Genomic DNA, 14,661 nt, shown 5'->3' with positions numbered 1-14,661 from the left:
GGGAGCTCCGAGCGATGCGTGGCCGACCTGCGCCACGCCGCCAAGACCGCCGCCCTGCCCGACGACAAACTCGCCACCGTCGAGAAGACCTGCACCTACCTGGAGAACAAACGGCCCTGGCTGCGCTACGACACCGCCCTGGCCAAAGGCTGGCCGATCGCCACCGGCATCATCGAAGGCGCCTGCCGCCACCTGGTCAAAGACCGCCTCGACATCACCGGGGCCCGCTGGTCCCTGAAAGGCGCCGAGGCCGTGCTGAAGCTCCGGGCCCTGATCACCAACGGCGACTTCGAAGCCTACTTCGCCTGGCATCTCCGCAGGGAACACCAGCGCATCCATCAAGCCCGCTACCAGGAAGAACTCACCCTCGCAGCCTGACCAGACCGGTCACACAGCACGGTCCACACCCATCTTCATTTGCGGAGCTGGCGCTGCGAATCGCATATTGACTAGGAAAGTGCGCTGGTGAGTAGTGCCTTGGCCACCTCGTCCGGGCGGGTGAGCATCGATTCATGACCGCCCGATACCAGCACCGGGGTCAGACCGATACGGGAGGCTAACTCGGCACCCGGCCGGGCCAGGGCCCGGTCGTCCTCGCTGAGGATGTATCCGGCCGGCACGCCCAGGGTAGTGACGTCGTCGACGTCGAGCGGGTCGAGAAAGTAGCCGCCGGGCTGCGGCACGAGCAGTTCGAAGAACAGGTCTCTGGTCTGCTCGTCGGCCTCCGGCATGAGCATCGGAACCTGCTCGCGGACCAGGCCGATGGTGCCGTCCGGGCTGGCCGCGATCGCGGCCCGGGTCAGTGCCGCGTACTCGGCGTTCTCGTCCACCATCGCCGTGCCGCGGGCCGGAACGACGGCGTTGAAGTAGATCACCTTGGCCAGGCGGCCGATCAGTGCATTCGCGGCGCCTGTAATCACGTAGCCGCCCCAGCTCTGGCCGACCAGGACGACCTCAGCGAGGTCGCGGCGCTCGACCTCGGCCACGACGTGATCGATCGCATCCGAGAGCCGGAGTCCGGCGCGATCATCGCGGTCGGCGAGGCCCGGCAGGGTGACCGTAACGGCCGCATAGCCGACCTCACGCAGCCGCCGGGCGACCGGCTGCCAGGCCCAGCCTCCCTGCCAGGCTCCGGGGACGAGGACGAAGGTGGGTGACATCGTGAGGGCCATGGCGGTCGCACCTCTGGCTGGAGAGAAGATGGGTTTGGGCTGTGGCGCCGGGTCGCGAGCTGGGTCAACCGCGGAGCGCGGTGGTTTCGCGGGTGAACTGGCGGTGGCCGATCAGCTTGTAGGCCAAACGGGCTGGGGCGGGTATGACCTGCATGAACCTCTGGCGTTCCGCGTCGTCGGCTTCCTCGGTGATGTGGCCGAGGATGACCAGTCGCCGGGTGAGCGGGATCGCGCTCATGCCGTGCTTGCCGAGTGCGTCCCATTCGCTTTGCGTCAGGGTGACCGAGACGACCGGGAGCAGCTTCTGCTCTTCCTCGGCCAGGTGATCGATCAGTGTCGGCATCGTGGCTTCGATGCGGGCGGCCATCTTCTCGCCGGTGGCTGCGTCGGCGGTCGCTGTCCACACTGGCAGTTGCGCGTTGACGGCTGTGACGGTGTCGTCGACCTGTGCGTGCTGTGCGTCCATCCGGTCCATCAGATCCGGGTCGAGCGTGGTTCGCTTGCGCAGCAAGGGAAAGAGCAGTTCGTCCTCGCCGGTGTGGTGGGTGTGCAGGAAGTCCAGCATCTCCCGGGCGTGCGCGCCGATGACCTTTGATCGTGCACGGTCGTTGGCCGCGGAGCGAAATAGTCGGGGGAGTTGGCCGAACTCGCGCCGGATGACACGGTGGATCAGAACCATCTCGTGGGTGTCGACCCCGGGGCCGGAGGCGCTCATCGTGACTCCTCGATGGTTGCGGCGTTCTGGACGGCTTCGGGGGTCAGGAACTCGGTGCGGTGGGCCTGGGCCCAGTCGGTGAAGCTGCGTGCCGGGCGGCCAGTGACTGCGGTGATGTCGCCTGTCGGCTCGGAGTTCCACGGTTCCACGGTGGAGCGGAACAGCTCGATGATGGCGTGCGCGTGCTCCTCAGGCATGCCGTAGGACACCATCTGCGCGAGCGTGCTGGCCGGGTCGGCTTCGGCGTAGCGCAGGTCGCGGCCCAGCACCTGGCTGAGGATTGCGACCTGGTCGGAGGGGCCGACCGGTTCGGGGCCGGTGAGCTCGTAGACGCGGTGATTGTGGCCGTCTTGGGTGAGGCAGGCCGCGGCGACCGCTGCGATGTCCGCCGGGTCGACGACAGCGGCCCGGCCTGCGGCAAACGGGGCGTACACGACCTGATCGGCCGCGATCATTCCCGCCCAGTTGAGCGCGTTGGACATGAACGCGGTGGGCCGCAGGAACGTCCACCCGATGCCGCTGTCGCGGATCGCCTCCTCGCCGGCCCGGTGCAAAGTGGTGATCGGGTCGGTGGCGTCGTGTCCGACGTTGCGCACGGACAGCTTGACGATCCGCTCCACGCCCGCTCGCTGCGCCGCGGCTATGAGCCGGCGATCGTGTGCGGCGATGTGGAGCCCGTCGGTTAGCAAGAACACCGCGTGTACACCGTCCAGCACGGGTGCCAGATCGCTGTCACCGAGATCGGCCACGACTTTCTGGGCGCCGTCGGGGAAAACCGCGCCAGGATTGCGGGTGAGAACCCTCATGTGACCTGCCTGGGTGGGGAGGAGCGCTGTGATGACTTCCGAACCGACAGTGCCGGTGGCTCCGGTAATCAAAATCATGAGTTCTGGTCCTTTGTTTGAGATTGGGTTTCGGGGTGAGTTGGGAGTGGCGCAGCGCCCGCGGGACGGGCACAGCCCCGCGATGATGCGGTGGGCCAGCTGACCCTCGTTTGGCATCTATGAGCACCAGATCGACTGCTGCCATCCGAACTAGTCAGCTTTCGTTACTACTGTAGTCATAGATCCGAACCGATGGCAACAGCGGCAGGTACGAGGTCGCCGAGGGGCAGGTGGCGCATGCGGAACGCAGCGTGCGCAGCGCCGCGGCACGCGCCGCCGCCGCGGTCGAATCGGCGGCGACGTAGGGTGTAAACCTCGCGGGATCAGGCGGGCGATGGAGCTGGGAGCGGCATGGACGACGAGCAGCGGGTTGATCTAGGGACGTCATTGTTCATCCCATACCGCTACACCGAGGACCGGATGTTCCGGGCCCTGCAGGATGCCGGGTTCGACGACTGGACCCTCGCCCAGTGCCGGGTGTTCCAGCGCATCGCCCCGGAAGGTTCGCGTCTCACGGACCTCGCTGACCAGGCACAAATGACCAAGCAGAGCGCCAGTGTGATGGTCGATCAACTGGAACGCCTGGGCTACGTCCGCCGGGTCCCCGACCCCGCGGATGGCCGCGCCCGGCTGATCCTGATCGAGCAACGCGGCCGGCGGGCGGTCGAGGTAGCCAAGGCGACACTCGACAAGATCCTCGCGGAGTGGAAGGAATACCTGGGTACCCGCAACTTCACGCTGCTGCAGCAGATCCTGGATCAACTCCGCGAGATCACCGACCCCTACGCGCGGTAGACCCGGCCGCACCGAGCAGTCCGCACCGATTCCCGCTGGCCCCGAGCCGCCGGAGCCGGCGGGCGCCAACGGGTCTCGACCCCGCTTTTGGCATAGTCAGTTTCATTGACTAGATTAGTAGATGATCCTGACGATGTTCCGGTGATGGGCGGCTGATTGCCGCAGTGCACGGGCCCAGACGAGCTGGGCCGTTGCTGCACGGGCCGCCGCCACCGGTAGAGACCTGAGGGGCCGACAGCGCATGGGCGAGAATCGGGCCCTTGCCGATTGGCCGCAACACCGGCACGCCCATTCATCCTTTGATAGAGAGCGAAGTATCGTGAAGTTTCTTGTCCTTGGAGCGACCGGGCGCACCGGCGTCCTCCTCATGAAAAAGGCACTCGACCAGGGACACCAGGTCACTGCCCTCGTTCGGCGGGCCGACGCCACCGTTGATCCGCGCGCTCAAATCGTCAGCGGCGACGTCACCGACGCCACCGTGATCGCGACTGCAGCCCGAGGCCACGACGCGATCATCAGCACGCTCGGAGTGAAAAACGCCCGCGAGACCCCAACGCTGATCACCGACACCGTCCGCGCAGTCATCGCATCCGCGAAAACATCAGGCGTTGACCGTTTCGTCATCCTGTCGGCGTTCGGAGTCGGCGACTCCCTCGCCAAAGCCTCATTCCTCGTCGGCCCCATTTTCCGAACCGTGCTTCGGAGAACCTACACAGACAAAGCGGCATCGGAAGTGCTCTTGAGGGCCAGCGATCTGAAATGGACCCTCGAATACCCCGGAGCGTTGAACAACGGTCACAGCACCCGCTACAACGCCGTCGCGCTCGCGGACGTCACGAAATTGCCGATCTTCCCCTCCACCTCTCGCGTAAACGTCGCCGACTTCCTCCTCCACTCCGCCGTGGAAGACACCTTCATCCGTCAGATCGCCGTAGTCACTGACGCCAAATAGGTAACTGATGCAGGCCTAAGAAACACCGATCGAGGCGCTGACCCGGTCGTGGGAGGCCGAGTACGGTCCGGCCAGCGTGTGCATCAACGCCGTCGCGCTCAGGCCGAGCCGCACCGAGGTCACCAAATCCATGGGCGAGATGCTCGACACTTTCGCGGCCGCCAGCCCCTGGGTCGGGCGGAGGAGCCGGACGAGGTCGCCCATGTCATCGCCTACCTCGCCGGTGAGCAGGTCCGACCGAACCGGCACCGTCCTCGCCGTCGACGCCGGATGCATCTCCGCACTCTGACCTTTTGCGAGGGAGAACACCATGATTCTGGTAACCGGCGCGTCCGGAAACGTCGGCTCCGAAGCCGCCCGGCTGCTCGGCGCGCAGCACCAACCCACCAGGGCGCTGGTACGCGACGCAGCCCGCGCGCCCAGGGCCGACGTCGAGATCATCACCGGCGACTTCGAACGCCCGGACACGCTCGACGCGGCCATGCGCGGCATCGAGACCGTCATCCTGGTCAGCCCGGCCATTCCCGCCCAGGAGATCGCGGTCATCGCCAGTGCGGTGCGCGAAGGCGTACGTCACATCATCAAGATCACGAGCAAGGCGTCGGACGATTCCCCGGTCGAGCGCCGCCGCGGCCAGGCGCGGATCGAGGCGTACCTGGAGACCTCCGGACTCTCCTACACGCTGCTGCGGGCGAACGCCTACATGCAAAACCTCCTCGCCCTGGCTCCGGTGATCAAACAGTCGGGCAGGTTCGTGATGTCCGCCGGCGACGGCCAGGTCGGCATGATCGATACCCGCGACGTCGCCGCCACCGCCGCAACGGTGGCCGCCGAGGCGACGGTGCACGCCGGCCGAACCTACTGGCTGACCGGCCCGGACCTGATCACCTACAACGACGTCGCCAAGGAACTGTCCGACGCGCTCGGTTACGAGATCGAATACCGGCGGACCACTCCCGCCGAGCACCGGGCGGCGATGGTCCAAGCCGGCCTACCCGAAACAGTCGCGACCTCCAACGCCCAGGCCTTCGGACTGATCGCCGAGGGCGACGCAGCATGGCTGTCTGACGAGGTCGCAGCGATCACCGGCGCCGCGCCGCGCTCGCTGCGCACCTTCATCGCCGACCACATCGCGGCATTCACCTGAGCGTAAAGACCAGCAATTGGACACGTTAGAAACCCGGACATCACAACACATCAGGACACGGTCGTAAACCACTCGAAAGGTCACTCGTAGCGGTCTACACCCAAACGCTTTTGGGTGCGGATCCTCTGAAGTGACGGTCGGGATCAAGCCGTGAGGCTGTAGTCCTGCTGGTCAGGGCTGGGGTAGAGGCGTTGATGTTCGCGAGCCGCATGGAAGATCCAGTAGTTCTCGAAGTCTCCATTCGTGATCAGCGCGCGGAGTTGGAGGACGGCTTCGGCACCGTCGAGGCCCCAGCGGGCCCCGGTGATGTCGAGGCGGTCAGCGATCAGGTGGCGGCAGGCGCCTTCGACGGCGCCAGTGGCGATCGGCCAGCCGGCCGCGAGGGCGGTGTCGTAGCGGAGTTGGTCGAGATGGCCGGTGAGGTAGCGGTGGCAGGTGATCACTGCCTCGCGGCGGGCGGCGGGAAGCTGTTCGGCTGCGGCCTGGGCGGTCATCTCGGTGGCAGCGCGGTCGGCGTGTCCGGCGAGGATTGCGGTGAGTTTGTCCGCGGCCCAGGTTTCGGCCTCGCGGCTGCCGGGCGGGTGGAAGGCGTGCACGGCCGTCCAGCAGTACTCGGCGACGTGGACGAAGTCGAGCAGGACGTGGGGGCGGATGCCGCGGCGGGCGGCTTCGGCGCGGATCAGGTCGAGTTGGTGGCGGGCGCCGTCGACGAGCACGATCCAATCGCGCAGATGCTGCGGGTCGCGGGCCTCGGCCTGGGCAAAGGCGTCGGCGACGACCTGTTCCGGGGGACGGATCACCGAGGCGGTGCACCATTTCTGCTGTGCTTTCGGGCCCGGCCGCGGCGGCCGTATCTCGCTGCGGCCGCCGGGTGGGTGGATGATGTCGTGCGGCCGACGCGGAGCGGGAGCGGTATCGAAGACGCAGGCCACCGTCGCCATGCGTTTGCGGTTGGGTTTCTCTCCCGGAGCCAGGCGTCCGCGCCGCCCGGCCGCCGCGGTCTTGGCCGCGGCCTGGCGGGTGGCTTCGCGCAGGGCTTCGGGCCGCATCACCACGCCCTTCCCGTCGATCTGGATGACCAGCGGCATCTCGCGGGTGCACGGGGTGGGGATCTTCACCGCGTAGTAGGCGGCCGTGTCGACGGCGGCGGCGACCACCAGTTCTTTGAGGCGGCGCTTGCCCAGTACCTTCCCGCACCGTCGCTCGATCGCGGCGGCGGCTTGGTCGAACGAGCCGCGCACCGCTTCCAGGACCGCGAGCCGGACCAGACCGCGTGAGTGCCGGCCCGCGGGCAACGACGATGCTGCATCCGCCGGGTGCACGTTGGGCACGCCTCGGCCGCGGTAGGCGATCCGGGTCACTCGCACTGGCCCGAACACGCAGGTCAGCCAGCGACGGTGCCCCCTCTCCTGCCAGGCCCGCGGCAGTCCTTCCGGCCCGAGAACCACGGGCTGCCCTCCGTCCGCACGCACGGCGTCTTCCTCCTTCCTGGCTCGCAGATCAAGGTGGTCCTGCATCAGCTGCCGGAGCAGCTCGCGTCCCAGCTGTTCGAGCTGAGCTTCCAGTTCGTCGTGGGACATTTCCGCCGCCGGGGCGCCGGCCAGCGTCGAGATGAGGTGTTCGAAGGCATCACGGGAGGTGGAGTACGGGTCAGGCTGGGACAAGGCGTCGTACGGTTCCATCGAGGGCTCTTCTTCGGCAGTGATTCGTTCTGGTTGGCACCTTCGAATCTACGGAGAAGAGCCCCTTGGTCACTAGGAGTTGGCCCGGTCCCGCCCCGGGCCTCGGCGGGCGAGGGCGAACTGTCCCGGCACGTCCTCGTCCAGCCAGCCTCGCTCCACCAGCCGCTTCAGCTTGCCTCGGGTCCCTTCGATCTTCCCGGTCGTCGTCGGCAGCCCGATCCGCGGCACGATCTGCTTGGCCTGCAATGGTCCCGGCGAGTCAGCGATGATCTCCACGATGTCCCGGTACATATCCGGCAGTACCGCCACGACCAGGCCCTCCCGCCATGGCGGTACCATCATCACCCCGACGCCGTGAGGTGCCGTTGTCTCGTTCGGTTCTGGCGCATCCCTGGCCGGAACCTCTGGTTCGGCCTCTGCAGCCGAGAGCTCCGCCAACACCTGCGCGACGGTCTCCCGCGTGATCTCCAACCGCGAAAGATTCTCCCGCGCCTTCTCCAGCCGAACGGCCAACTCCGCAGCTTCAGCCTGAAGTTCCTCCACTCGCTGTCGAGCGGCGGCCTCCCGCAACTGAAGTTCTTCCAGCAAAGACACCATGGCGCCCCACCTCCACCCTGCCACGGTAGAAGTACGACGGCGCCGACCACACGCCAATCAGCGTCTTCCCAGGCCAACCGCCCCGAGTAGGAAGTACACCGGAACCCGTTGGCGCTGATGCGCCCCAGATGCGAGGCTGCCGTCTCCAGACGCCGGTAGGAAAGGCCCAGATGACGCACGACGAGGCACTCAAGCAGTTCAGCCACATTGCGCGTGAGAGGGCATTCGGAAGGCACGTCGGATCTGACCGCCTCATTCAGGCCGGGGTGGACGCCCTGATCGCCGGAGTCGAGGCCCCGTCCCTCGCCATGCTCGCGGGGCTTCTGCGTAGCGAGGAACCCGAAGCACCTGCTCTCTTCGACCAGGTGCTGGAGGAGCTGGGGCTGGCCTTTCACCCGCCTGCCGACCCCCGGGCTGCGAAGTGGGCGATGGCCTATTGGATCGCCGGCCAGATGGCGGACGGGTCTCTCCATCCGGCCACCGGCACACACCTCATCTTGGCAGACATCGCCTACGACCTCGGTTATCCAGGCGACTTGGAGCCACTCGTCCACTGCGCACACAATCTGGACGGCTGGGAAGAGAACTGGGGCGTCTCACGTGAACAGCTCAACCGAGAAGCGGTCGAGGCTGCCCGCCAGCTGCTGAGCAAACGACCACAGCACGAAGGCGGTCACTGACCCGAGTCGAGCATCACTTCAAAGGATCCGCACCCAACTCTGGTGGGTGCGGCTCTTCTGAAGTGACGTGCTGACCTGCGAAGTTGTGAGTCGGCCTGTTGTGGGGGTCCGGTAGCTTCTACCGTTTCGGGTGGGAGTGAGGCGATGCCGGATGAGTTCGTTGATCGAAGAGCTGCACCGGCGTGAGGCGGCGGCGCGGGAGGAAGTAGCCGGGATCCGCCGTGAGATCGGGTTGTTGAACGAGCGTCTGGCAGTGGCTGAGGAGCGACTGTCCCGGCTGGAGATCGCCCGGGAGACGGTTTCCGAGATCCTCGGCGGGGCGGGTACGGATCAGTCGGTGGCCGGGCCGGTCGCGGATGCTGTGGTGACCGCGGGGCCGGGGCCCTCGTCTGCCGTTGTCGCTCCCGCTTCGCCGATCGGGGTACTGACGGTGCCGCCGTGGCGCCCGGGTATCGCTGTGTCGGTGCTGCCGAGGGCCTATCAGGACATTGTTGAGGTCCTGGTCGACGCCGGGCAGCCGTTGCGGGCTGCCCAGGTGGCCGCCGCGGCCGGGCTGAGTACGGACAAGTCGAAGGTCGAGGGGCTGCGTTCGAAGCTGAAACGGCTGGTGGAACGCGGCTGGCTGTTCGAGGACGGGCCGGGCCGTTTCACTCCGGCCGGCCGGGAGGGCGGGGTGGAATCGTGAAGCCGCGACGGGAGCGGGGCTCTCCTGCCTAGATTCGAAGGTGCCAACCAAACGTGTCCGGAAGAAGAGCCCCGTGGAACCGTACGACACGCCTTCGAGTGCTGACCCCTTTGACCGTTCAACTCGTTTATTCACCTCGCTCGTTGCGGATCTCACCGATCCGGCGGCCAATGCACTGCACCATGATGAGCTGGAAGAACTCCTCGACATCCGTGGTCGGGATTTCCTGCGGCAGCTTCTGTCGGACCACCTTGAGCTGCGTGCGATCCGGGAGAAGGACGCCGCCCGAACCCACCCCCACCCGCCGACTGGTCCCGACGGTGTCACGCGCACGCGGGTCGAGTACGGACATCGGCGGCTGCTGGCCACGCTGTTCGGCACGGTGGTCGTGCGGCGGTGCGCGTGGCGGGCGCCGGGCGTGAGCAACCTCCACCCCGCTGACGTGGCACTGTCACTGCCGCACCATCGACAGTCACTGCCTGGTCCGGCTGGCGGCGATCGAGGCCGCCCGCGGCTCGTTCGACGCCGCCACCGCAGCGATCGGCCGAAGGCGCGGGCCGGTGATCGGCAAACGGCAGATCGAGCAGGCTGTCGTGGACGCGGCCGCCGACATCGACTCCTTCTACGCGCAACGGATTGCCCTGCCGTCCACCTCCTCGACGGTGCTGGTGATGTCCGTGGACGGCAAGGGGATCGTGATGCGGCCCGACGCGCTGCGGCCCGCCACGAGGAAAGCCGCCGCCGCACGGGGAGGCGGCCGTTTCCGCACCCGGCTGGCCTCGGGGGAGAAACCCACGAGGAAGCGGATGGCCACCCTCGCCTGCGTCTACGACACCGAACCGGCCGGCCGCCGCCCGCACGATGTGATCGCCCCGCCCGGCGGCCGGCACGGGGACCGGACACTGCGTCCGGGCCCCACGGCGCGGAACAAGTGGCTGTCCGGGTCGGTCGTCGATGACCCCGCCGCCGTCATCTCCCGCGCTTTCGACCAGGCCGGATCCCGCGATCCCGGTCGTCGGCGGCCGTGGGTCGTGCTCGTCGACGGCGCCGTTCACCAACTGGAGCTGATCCAGGCCGAGGCCGCCCGCCGTGATACCCCGATCAGCGTCGTCATCGACATCGTCCACGTCCTGGAATATCTGTGGACTGCGGCGTGGTGCTTCCACGACGCCGGTGATCCGGCGGCCGAGGACTGGGTGGCCGTCCACGCACTGGCGATCCTCGCCGGCGACTGCGGCCGGGCCTCCGAGGCGATCACCGCCCAGGCGGACAGGGCCGGGCTGAAAGGTGATCAGCGCCGCGGCGCCGATGCGTGCGTCCGCTACCTGACCGGCAAGGCAGAGTTCCTGCGCTACGACCAGGCACTCGCCCAGGGCTGGCCGATCGCGACCGGCGTGATCGAGGGCGCGTGCCGCCATCTGATCGCCGACCGACTCGACATCTCCGGCGCCCGTTGGGGCCTGGCCGGCGCCGAAGCCGTCCTCAAACTCCGCGCCGTCCACAACAACAACGACTTCGACGCCTACTGGCGCTACCACGTCACCCGCGAACACGAACGCCTATACCAAACCGCTGACCAGGCCGAATACACTCTCACCGCCTGATCACCCGCCGGAAGGGATCAGCTGCTCAGATGCTCATGGAGCATCATCCACACGCCGTTCCGCCGCACGATGACGTTGGTGCCCCGCCCCTGACCGGAGCGTGGTTCGCCTTCAACGACACCGGTCCACGCGAACCGATAGCGGCACACGGCCACATCGGTTGTAAGCACGGGCCACTTCAAGTCCCGGACCTCATACACCTCGTCGAGGATGGTCGAAAACGTCTTCTCGACCGCGGATCGAATCTCCTCTATACCCTGATATGAACCGTCCGAGAACCAGTAGCTGGCGTCCTCGGCAATGAACGGCACGACACACTCGATGTCGTGGTTGTTGTTCGCCGACTCGTACTCGCGCATGAACGACACGAGTTCAGATTTCAGAGACATCCGATCCATCACGGCATCCATCATCTCGACACTCGCGCGCGGCCGTCACAACTTTACCCATCTCCACCACCCAGGTGGCAGCCCGACTCATCCTCCCTCAAGACGAGCCACACCCAACTCTGGTTTACGTCCTCGCGCTGCTGGCGGCCGCTGTCTTGACCGGGGCGGACTCGCTGGTCGCGATGGGATCAGGAGCGACCTGCCGCGTTCAGTGATGAAGTCACCTTCCGGCACAGGGCGACGACCTGATCCAGCGTCGGCTCTCCCACGATCTGTGCCAGTTCCGCCATGAAGGCCTCCTCTCCCTCGGCGTCCAACACGGACTGGCAAACCCCGGCGATCATGGTAAGTAGGGACAGCGAGTCCCCGCCCAACTGGTGGAAGTCCGAGCGTCCTTCCAGCCGGGAGCGCTCCACCCCGAGGGTCCGTTCCCATACCTCGACCACAGCTTCCTCCACCGGGTCAATGGGCCCCTCCGCAACCGCGCCCGCATCGGCCCCTTGAACCTCCACGAAAGCGTCCGGAAGTGCCTTCGTGTCGACCTTGCCGCTCACCGTGTAGGGAAGCGCGGGCAACGCCGTGATCGTCGCGGGAACCATGTACCCAGGCAGGCGCTCTGCGGCGTACGCCGCCAACTCCGCAACCACGGTGTCCTGTTCGTCCGCTCCAAGGTCGGTGACCACGTACGCGTGCAACGCCTTCGAGGTGCTTCCTCGCCGGGCTTTGGCGATCACCACCGCCCGGGTCACTCCTGGATGGTCCTCAAGCGTTCGCGCCACCTCGGTCGGTTCGACCCGGTGGCCTCGCACTTTCACCTGGTCATCGATGCGTCCGATGAACTCCAGGTCACCTGAAGGCGTGACGCGGGCGAGGTCGCCGGTCCGGTAGACGCGGCTGCCGTCGGCGAGTCGGACGAAGCGTTCGCGGTCCAGGTCGGGACGGCCCAGGTATCCACGGGCCAGTTGTACGCCGCCCAGGTACATTTCCCCGACGTCCCCCGGTGCCACGAAACGGCGGCCTGGGTCCAGCAGATGCACGCTGGTGTTGTCTCCCGGCACCCCGATCGGTACGCCGATGCCGGTGTCGTCGCCAACCCTGAAGGTGTGGGTGGTGCAGCCGATCGTCGCCTCGGTGGGACCGTAAAGATTGATGATCCGGCACTGCGGCCCGAACATCTCCTGGGCGCGCGCGGCGACTTCCACACGCAGTTGCTCGCCGACGACGACCACACTGCGGTAACCGGCCGGTGCGATGTCGAGCTGCCCGATGAGGTCCAGGTGGGACGGTGTCAGGTTGAGCATGGTGGCACCGGAGGACTGCAACAACTGCCGCAGCGACAGATGGCTCGGCTCCTGCGGCATCAAGACGACTTCGCCACCGGCCAGCAGAGGCAGGAAGATCGAGGTGCCCGTGACGTCGAACGACGGAGAGGTGATCAACGGCAGCCGCGTGTCCGCGTCCACCCCGAACTCGCGTGTGGCCCAATCGACATAGTGCGTCAGACTGCGGTGCTCGATCTGCACACCCTTGGGCCGGCCGGTCGAGCCGGAGGTGTAGATCACGTACACCAGGTCATCCGGGGACACTTCAATGTCCGCGAACGGCGGTTCATCGCCATTCTCCGGGTCCGCAGACGCCGTCAGTCGGTCGAGCGACAGTCGCTCACACCCCTCCGGTACGACCTCCCGTTGCCCGTGGACCTCCTGCACCAGGCAGTATGCCGCCGCAGCATCCGACAACAGGCCGGACAGCCGGGCGTCCGGGTGCTGTGCGTCCAACGGTAGGTAGCAGGCACCCGCACGCAGGATTCCCCACAAGCCCGCCACCAGGGCTACCGAACGATCAGCGAGCAGCCCTACTATCGCGCCGGGACCCACGCCCCGGTTCCTCAGCGCCATGGCCACCGCATCGGCCTGTCGGCTCAACTCGCGGTAGGTCACCGACCCTTCGGGTCCGCTCAGCGCGATACGGTCCGGCGTGCGCCACACCTGCTCTCGGAAGCGCCGCACCACCGAGGCACTCGACGCAAGCTCGCGCGCGGTGTCGTTACCCACCCATACCCTGTTGGTCCGGGGCGACAGGGCCTCCTCGACAACATCCAGCAGCGCCTGCGCCCGCTCCGCGACACCGGGTCCGTCCTGCCACGTCACGGTCACCTCGGTTCGGCCACCGCTCTCGATCATGTCGATCGAGGGCGGGGCCCCGGGGCCCGTACCGCCCAGCGCGTACAAGGATGTCGCCTTGAAGTCACCCGCGTCGAAGGACGCCGGATCGTAGGTGCCGAGATGCGTGACGAGAGACAGCGCCGAGTACCGATTCTTCCGTACAGCCGCCCGGCCGACGGCCGAGGTGAACATCCGGATCAGCGGCAGCGGGGTCTTCAGCATCTTCGGGTCCGTGCGCACCGCCAGTTCCGCACCGTCGGCGAGTGCCTTGATGGCGTGTCCGTGCACCTCCTGCCAGCTGTCCCCGGCATTGACGTCCAGCACGAACGCCTGCGACAGCCAGGCCGTGGAACGGATCCCGGGTGCGTGTCGGCGCAGGTCGACGGGTACCAGGAAGCGGCCGTTGCCGTCCGGGCCGTATACCTCGGCCACCGCGGCGGCCACCTTCGCCGTCGCCGCCGGGTGGCTTCCGTCGACGGATCGCCGGCGCCAGACTATTCCAGAAGGCTTGCGAGGCAGTCGGCCCAGCGGCGAGGACCACGCCAGTTCAGCGACGTTTCGGGAGACCGGCGGAAGCCCGCCGGGCAAGTCCAGGTCTTGGACGAACTCGTCCCTGCTCAGGGTGGACGGGGCACCCAACGGCTCCGATCCCCGCAAGACCCCGAACACGTCCTCGATCCACAGCATCAGCCCACGGGCGTCCGTCACGCCGTGCGAGGCCCGGAAGACGACCGTGACGGACGCCTCGGCAGAGTCCGGACCCTTCACGCCGCCCGGGAAGAGAAGCACCTCGAACGTGGCGCCCGGACTACGTAGTACGTCCCGCAACGCGGGCGAGTCCAGCAGGCGTGCGTCGAACGAGCCCGCCTCCATGACCCGGACACGTGGGGGAACACCACCATCGACGAGATGGCGGCCGTCACGCACCAGCCGGGTACCAGGACTGGCCTCCGAGGCGCGAGCCACAGCGTCGGCCAGCCGCGACTCGTCCATCGTCCCCGCGCCCTCCACCACGTACTGAACCATGTTGGAGTTACGGGGAGCCAAGCCGGCGTACAGCCACTCGCCGGCGGACATCGCCCTGCGGTAGCCGTGCTGTTGCTCAGAGATGGGACTCATCATGGCCTCCTGACCTGGCCACCGTTTAGCCAGACCTGAGCATTGTCGACCCCTGGGTGTTGGGGGTTCTCCTAG

13 protein-coding genes and 2 pseudogenes are annotated in these 14,661 nt (G+C 67.1%); 7 read left to right on the top strand and 8 right to left on the bottom strand.

The window, feature by feature from the left end; translation table 11 throughout:
* Nucleotides 1-135: 135 nt before the first annotated feature.
* A pseudogene (locus OG747_RS49465) lies at nt 136-378 on the top strand (ISKra4 family transposase); the annotation flags it as partial.
* Nucleotides 379-449: 71 nt separating this feature from the next.
* Here OG747_RS49465 and OG747_RS49460 read toward each other — a convergent pair.
* From OG747_RS49460 to OG747_RS49450, 3 genes are all read right to left on the bottom strand, one after another.
* On the bottom strand, nt 450-1,172 hold the full coding sequence (locus OG747_RS49460) for an alpha/beta hydrolase (RefSeq protein WP_331744231.1): 723 nt from the start codon (nt 1,170-1,172) through the stop codon (nt 450-452).
* A gap of 64 nt (nt 1,173-1,236) precedes the next feature.
* A complete protein-coding gene (locus OG747_RS49455; protein ID WP_331744234.1) occupies nt 1,237-1,887 on the bottom strand; it encodes a hemerythrin domain-containing protein in 651 nt (216 codons plus the stop codon).
* The gene (locus OG747_RS49450) at nt 1,884-2,771 is read right to left on the bottom strand and encodes an NAD(P)H-binding protein (protein ID WP_331744237.1); all 888 of its coding nucleotides are present in this window, start codon (nt 2,769-2,771) and stop codon (nt 1,884-1,886) included. Before OG747_RS49450 ends, OG747_RS49455 begins: the two co-directional genes overlap by 4 nt.
* 351 nt (nt 2,772-3,122) lie before the next feature.
* Here OG747_RS49450 and OG747_RS49445 point away from each other — a divergent pair, with 351 nt between their 5' ends.
* Nucleotides 3,123-3,566, top strand: coding sequence for a MarR family transcriptional regulator (locus OG747_RS49445; protein ID WP_331744240.1), 444 nt, complete (start codon nt 3,123-3,125; stop codon nt 3,564-3,566).
* Between the two features lie 319 nt (nt 3,567-3,885).
* A complete protein-coding gene (locus OG747_RS49440) occupies nt 3,886-4,518 on the top strand; it encodes an NAD(P)-binding oxidoreductase (RefSeq protein WP_331744243.1) in 633 nt (210 codons plus the stop codon).
* Between the two features lie 15 nt (nt 4,519-4,533).
* On the opposite strand, the gene OG747_RS49435 is transcribed toward OG747_RS49440, so the two are convergent.
* The gene (locus OG747_RS49435) at nt 4,534-4,830 is read right to left on the bottom strand and encodes a hypothetical protein (RefSeq protein ID WP_331744246.1); all 297 of its coding nucleotides are present in this window, start codon (nt 4,828-4,830) and stop codon (nt 4,534-4,536) included.
* Here OG747_RS49435 and OG747_RS49430 point away from each other — a divergent pair.
* Nucleotides 4,829-5,665 carry an NmrA family NAD(P)-binding protein gene (locus OG747_RS49430; protein WP_331744248.1) on the top strand — a complete coding sequence of 279 codons (837 nt, stop codon included), beginning with the start codon at nt 4,829-4,831 and terminating at the stop codon, nt 5,663-5,665. The genes OG747_RS49435 and OG747_RS49430 overlap by 2 nt on opposite strands.
* Nucleotides 5,666-5,808: 143 nt before the next feature.
* Here OG747_RS49430 and OG747_RS49425 read toward each other — a convergent pair whose 3' ends face one another.
* Nucleotides 5,809-7,347 carry an ISKra4 family transposase gene (locus OG747_RS49425; protein WP_331744251.1) on the bottom strand — a complete coding sequence of 513 codons (1,539 nt, stop codon included), beginning with the start codon at nt 7,345-7,347 and terminating at the stop codon, nt 5,809-5,811.
* A 72-nt stretch (nt 7,348-7,419) separates the two neighbouring features.
* On the bottom strand, nt 7,420-7,944 hold the full coding sequence (locus tag OG747_RS49420; protein WP_331744255.1) for a hypothetical protein: 525 nt from the start codon (nt 7,942-7,944) through the stop codon (nt 7,420-7,422).
* Nucleotides 7,945-8,114: 170 nt separating this feature from the next.
* On the opposite strand from OG747_RS49420, the gene OG747_RS49415 reads away from it, so the two are divergent.
* From OG747_RS49415 to OG747_RS49405, 3 genes and pseudogenes are all read left to right on the top strand, one after another.
* A complete protein-coding gene (locus OG747_RS49415; RefSeq protein WP_331744258.1) occupies nt 8,115-8,624 on the top strand; it encodes a hypothetical protein in 510 nt (169 codons plus the stop codon).
* Between the two features lie 151 nt (nt 8,625-8,775).
* Complete coding sequence (locus OG747_RS49410; RefSeq protein ID WP_331744261.1) at nt 8,776-9,309, top strand: hypothetical protein; 534 nt, start codon at nt 8,776-8,778, stop codon at nt 9,307-9,309.
* A gap of 73 nt (nt 9,310-9,382) precedes the next feature.
* Nucleotides 9,383-10,913, top strand: a pseudogene (locus OG747_RS49405) (ISKra4 family transposase).
* Nucleotides 10,914-10,930: 17 nt separating this feature from the next.
* Here OG747_RS49405 and OG747_RS49400 read toward each other — a convergent pair.
* Together OG747_RS49400 and OG747_RS49395 are read right to left on the bottom strand one after the other, a co-directional pair.
* On the bottom strand, nt 10,931-11,302 hold the full coding sequence (locus OG747_RS49400; RefSeq protein WP_331744265.1) for a nuclear transport factor 2 family protein: 372 nt from the start codon (nt 11,300-11,302) through the stop codon (nt 10,931-10,933).
* A gap of 188 nt (nt 11,303-11,490) precedes the next feature.
* A complete protein-coding gene (locus OG747_RS49395; protein WP_331744267.1) occupies nt 11,491-14,586 on the bottom strand; it encodes an amino acid adenylation domain-containing protein in 3,096 nt (1,031 codons plus the stop codon).
* Nucleotides 14,587-14,661: the final 75 nt, after the last annotated feature.

This window comes from Streptomyces sp. NBC_01384, assembly GCF_045040035.1.
Taxonomy (GTDB): Bacteria; Actinomycetota; Actinomycetes; order Streptomycetales; family Streptomycetaceae; genus Streptomyces.
The sequence above is the reverse complement of the archived record's forward strand: the minus strand, read 5'-3'. Positions and strand labels throughout refer to the sequence as shown.

Bases quoted from the DNA above. Each gene is read 5' to 3' on its own strand.
- OG747_RS49460 (WP_331744231.1), bottom strand. From the start codon at position 1,172: ATGGCCCTCACGATGTCACCCACCTTCGTCCTCGTCCCCGGAGCCTGG.
- OG747_RS49455 (WP_331744234.1), bottom strand. From the start codon at position 1,887: ATGAGCGCCTCCGGCCCCGGGGTCGACACCCACGAGATGGTTCTGATC.
- OG747_RS49450 (WP_331744237.1), bottom strand. From the start codon at position 2,771: ATGATTTTGATTACCGGAGCCACCGGCACTGTCGGTTCGGAAGTCATC.
- OG747_RS49445 (WP_331744240.1), top strand. From the start codon at position 3,123: ATGGACGACGAGCAGCGGGTTGATCTAGGGACGTCATTGTTCATCCCA.
- OG747_RS49430 (WP_331744248.1), top strand. From the start codon at position 4,829: ATGATTCTGGTAACCGGCGCGTCCGGAAACGTCGGCTCCGAAGCCGCC.
- OG747_RS49435 (WP_331744246.1), bottom strand. From the start codon at position 4,830: ATGGTGTTCTCCCTCGCAAAAGGTCAGAGTGCGGAGATGCATCCGGCG.
- OG747_RS49425 (WP_331744251.1), bottom strand. From the start codon at position 7,347: ATGGAACCGTACGACGCCTTGTCCCAGCCTGACCCGTACTCCACCTCC.
- OG747_RS49420 (WP_331744255.1), bottom strand. From the start codon at position 7,944: ATGGTGTCTTTGCTGGAAGAACTTCAGTTGCGGGAGGCCGCCGCTCGA.
- OG747_RS49415 (WP_331744258.1), top strand. From the start codon at position 8,115: ATGACGCACGACGAGGCACTCAAGCAGTTCAGCCACATTGCGCGTGAG.
- OG747_RS49410 (WP_331744261.1), top strand. From the start codon at position 8,776: ATGAGTTCGTTGATCGAAGAGCTGCACCGGCGTGAGGCGGCGGCGCGG.
- OG747_RS49400 (WP_331744265.1), bottom strand. From the start codon at position 11,302: ATGTCTCTGAAATCTGAACTCGTGTCGTTCATGCGCGAGTACGAGTCG.
- OG747_RS49395 (WP_331744267.1), bottom strand. From the start codon at position 14,586: ATGAGTCCCATCTCTGAGCAACAGCACGGCTACCGCAGGGCGATGTCC.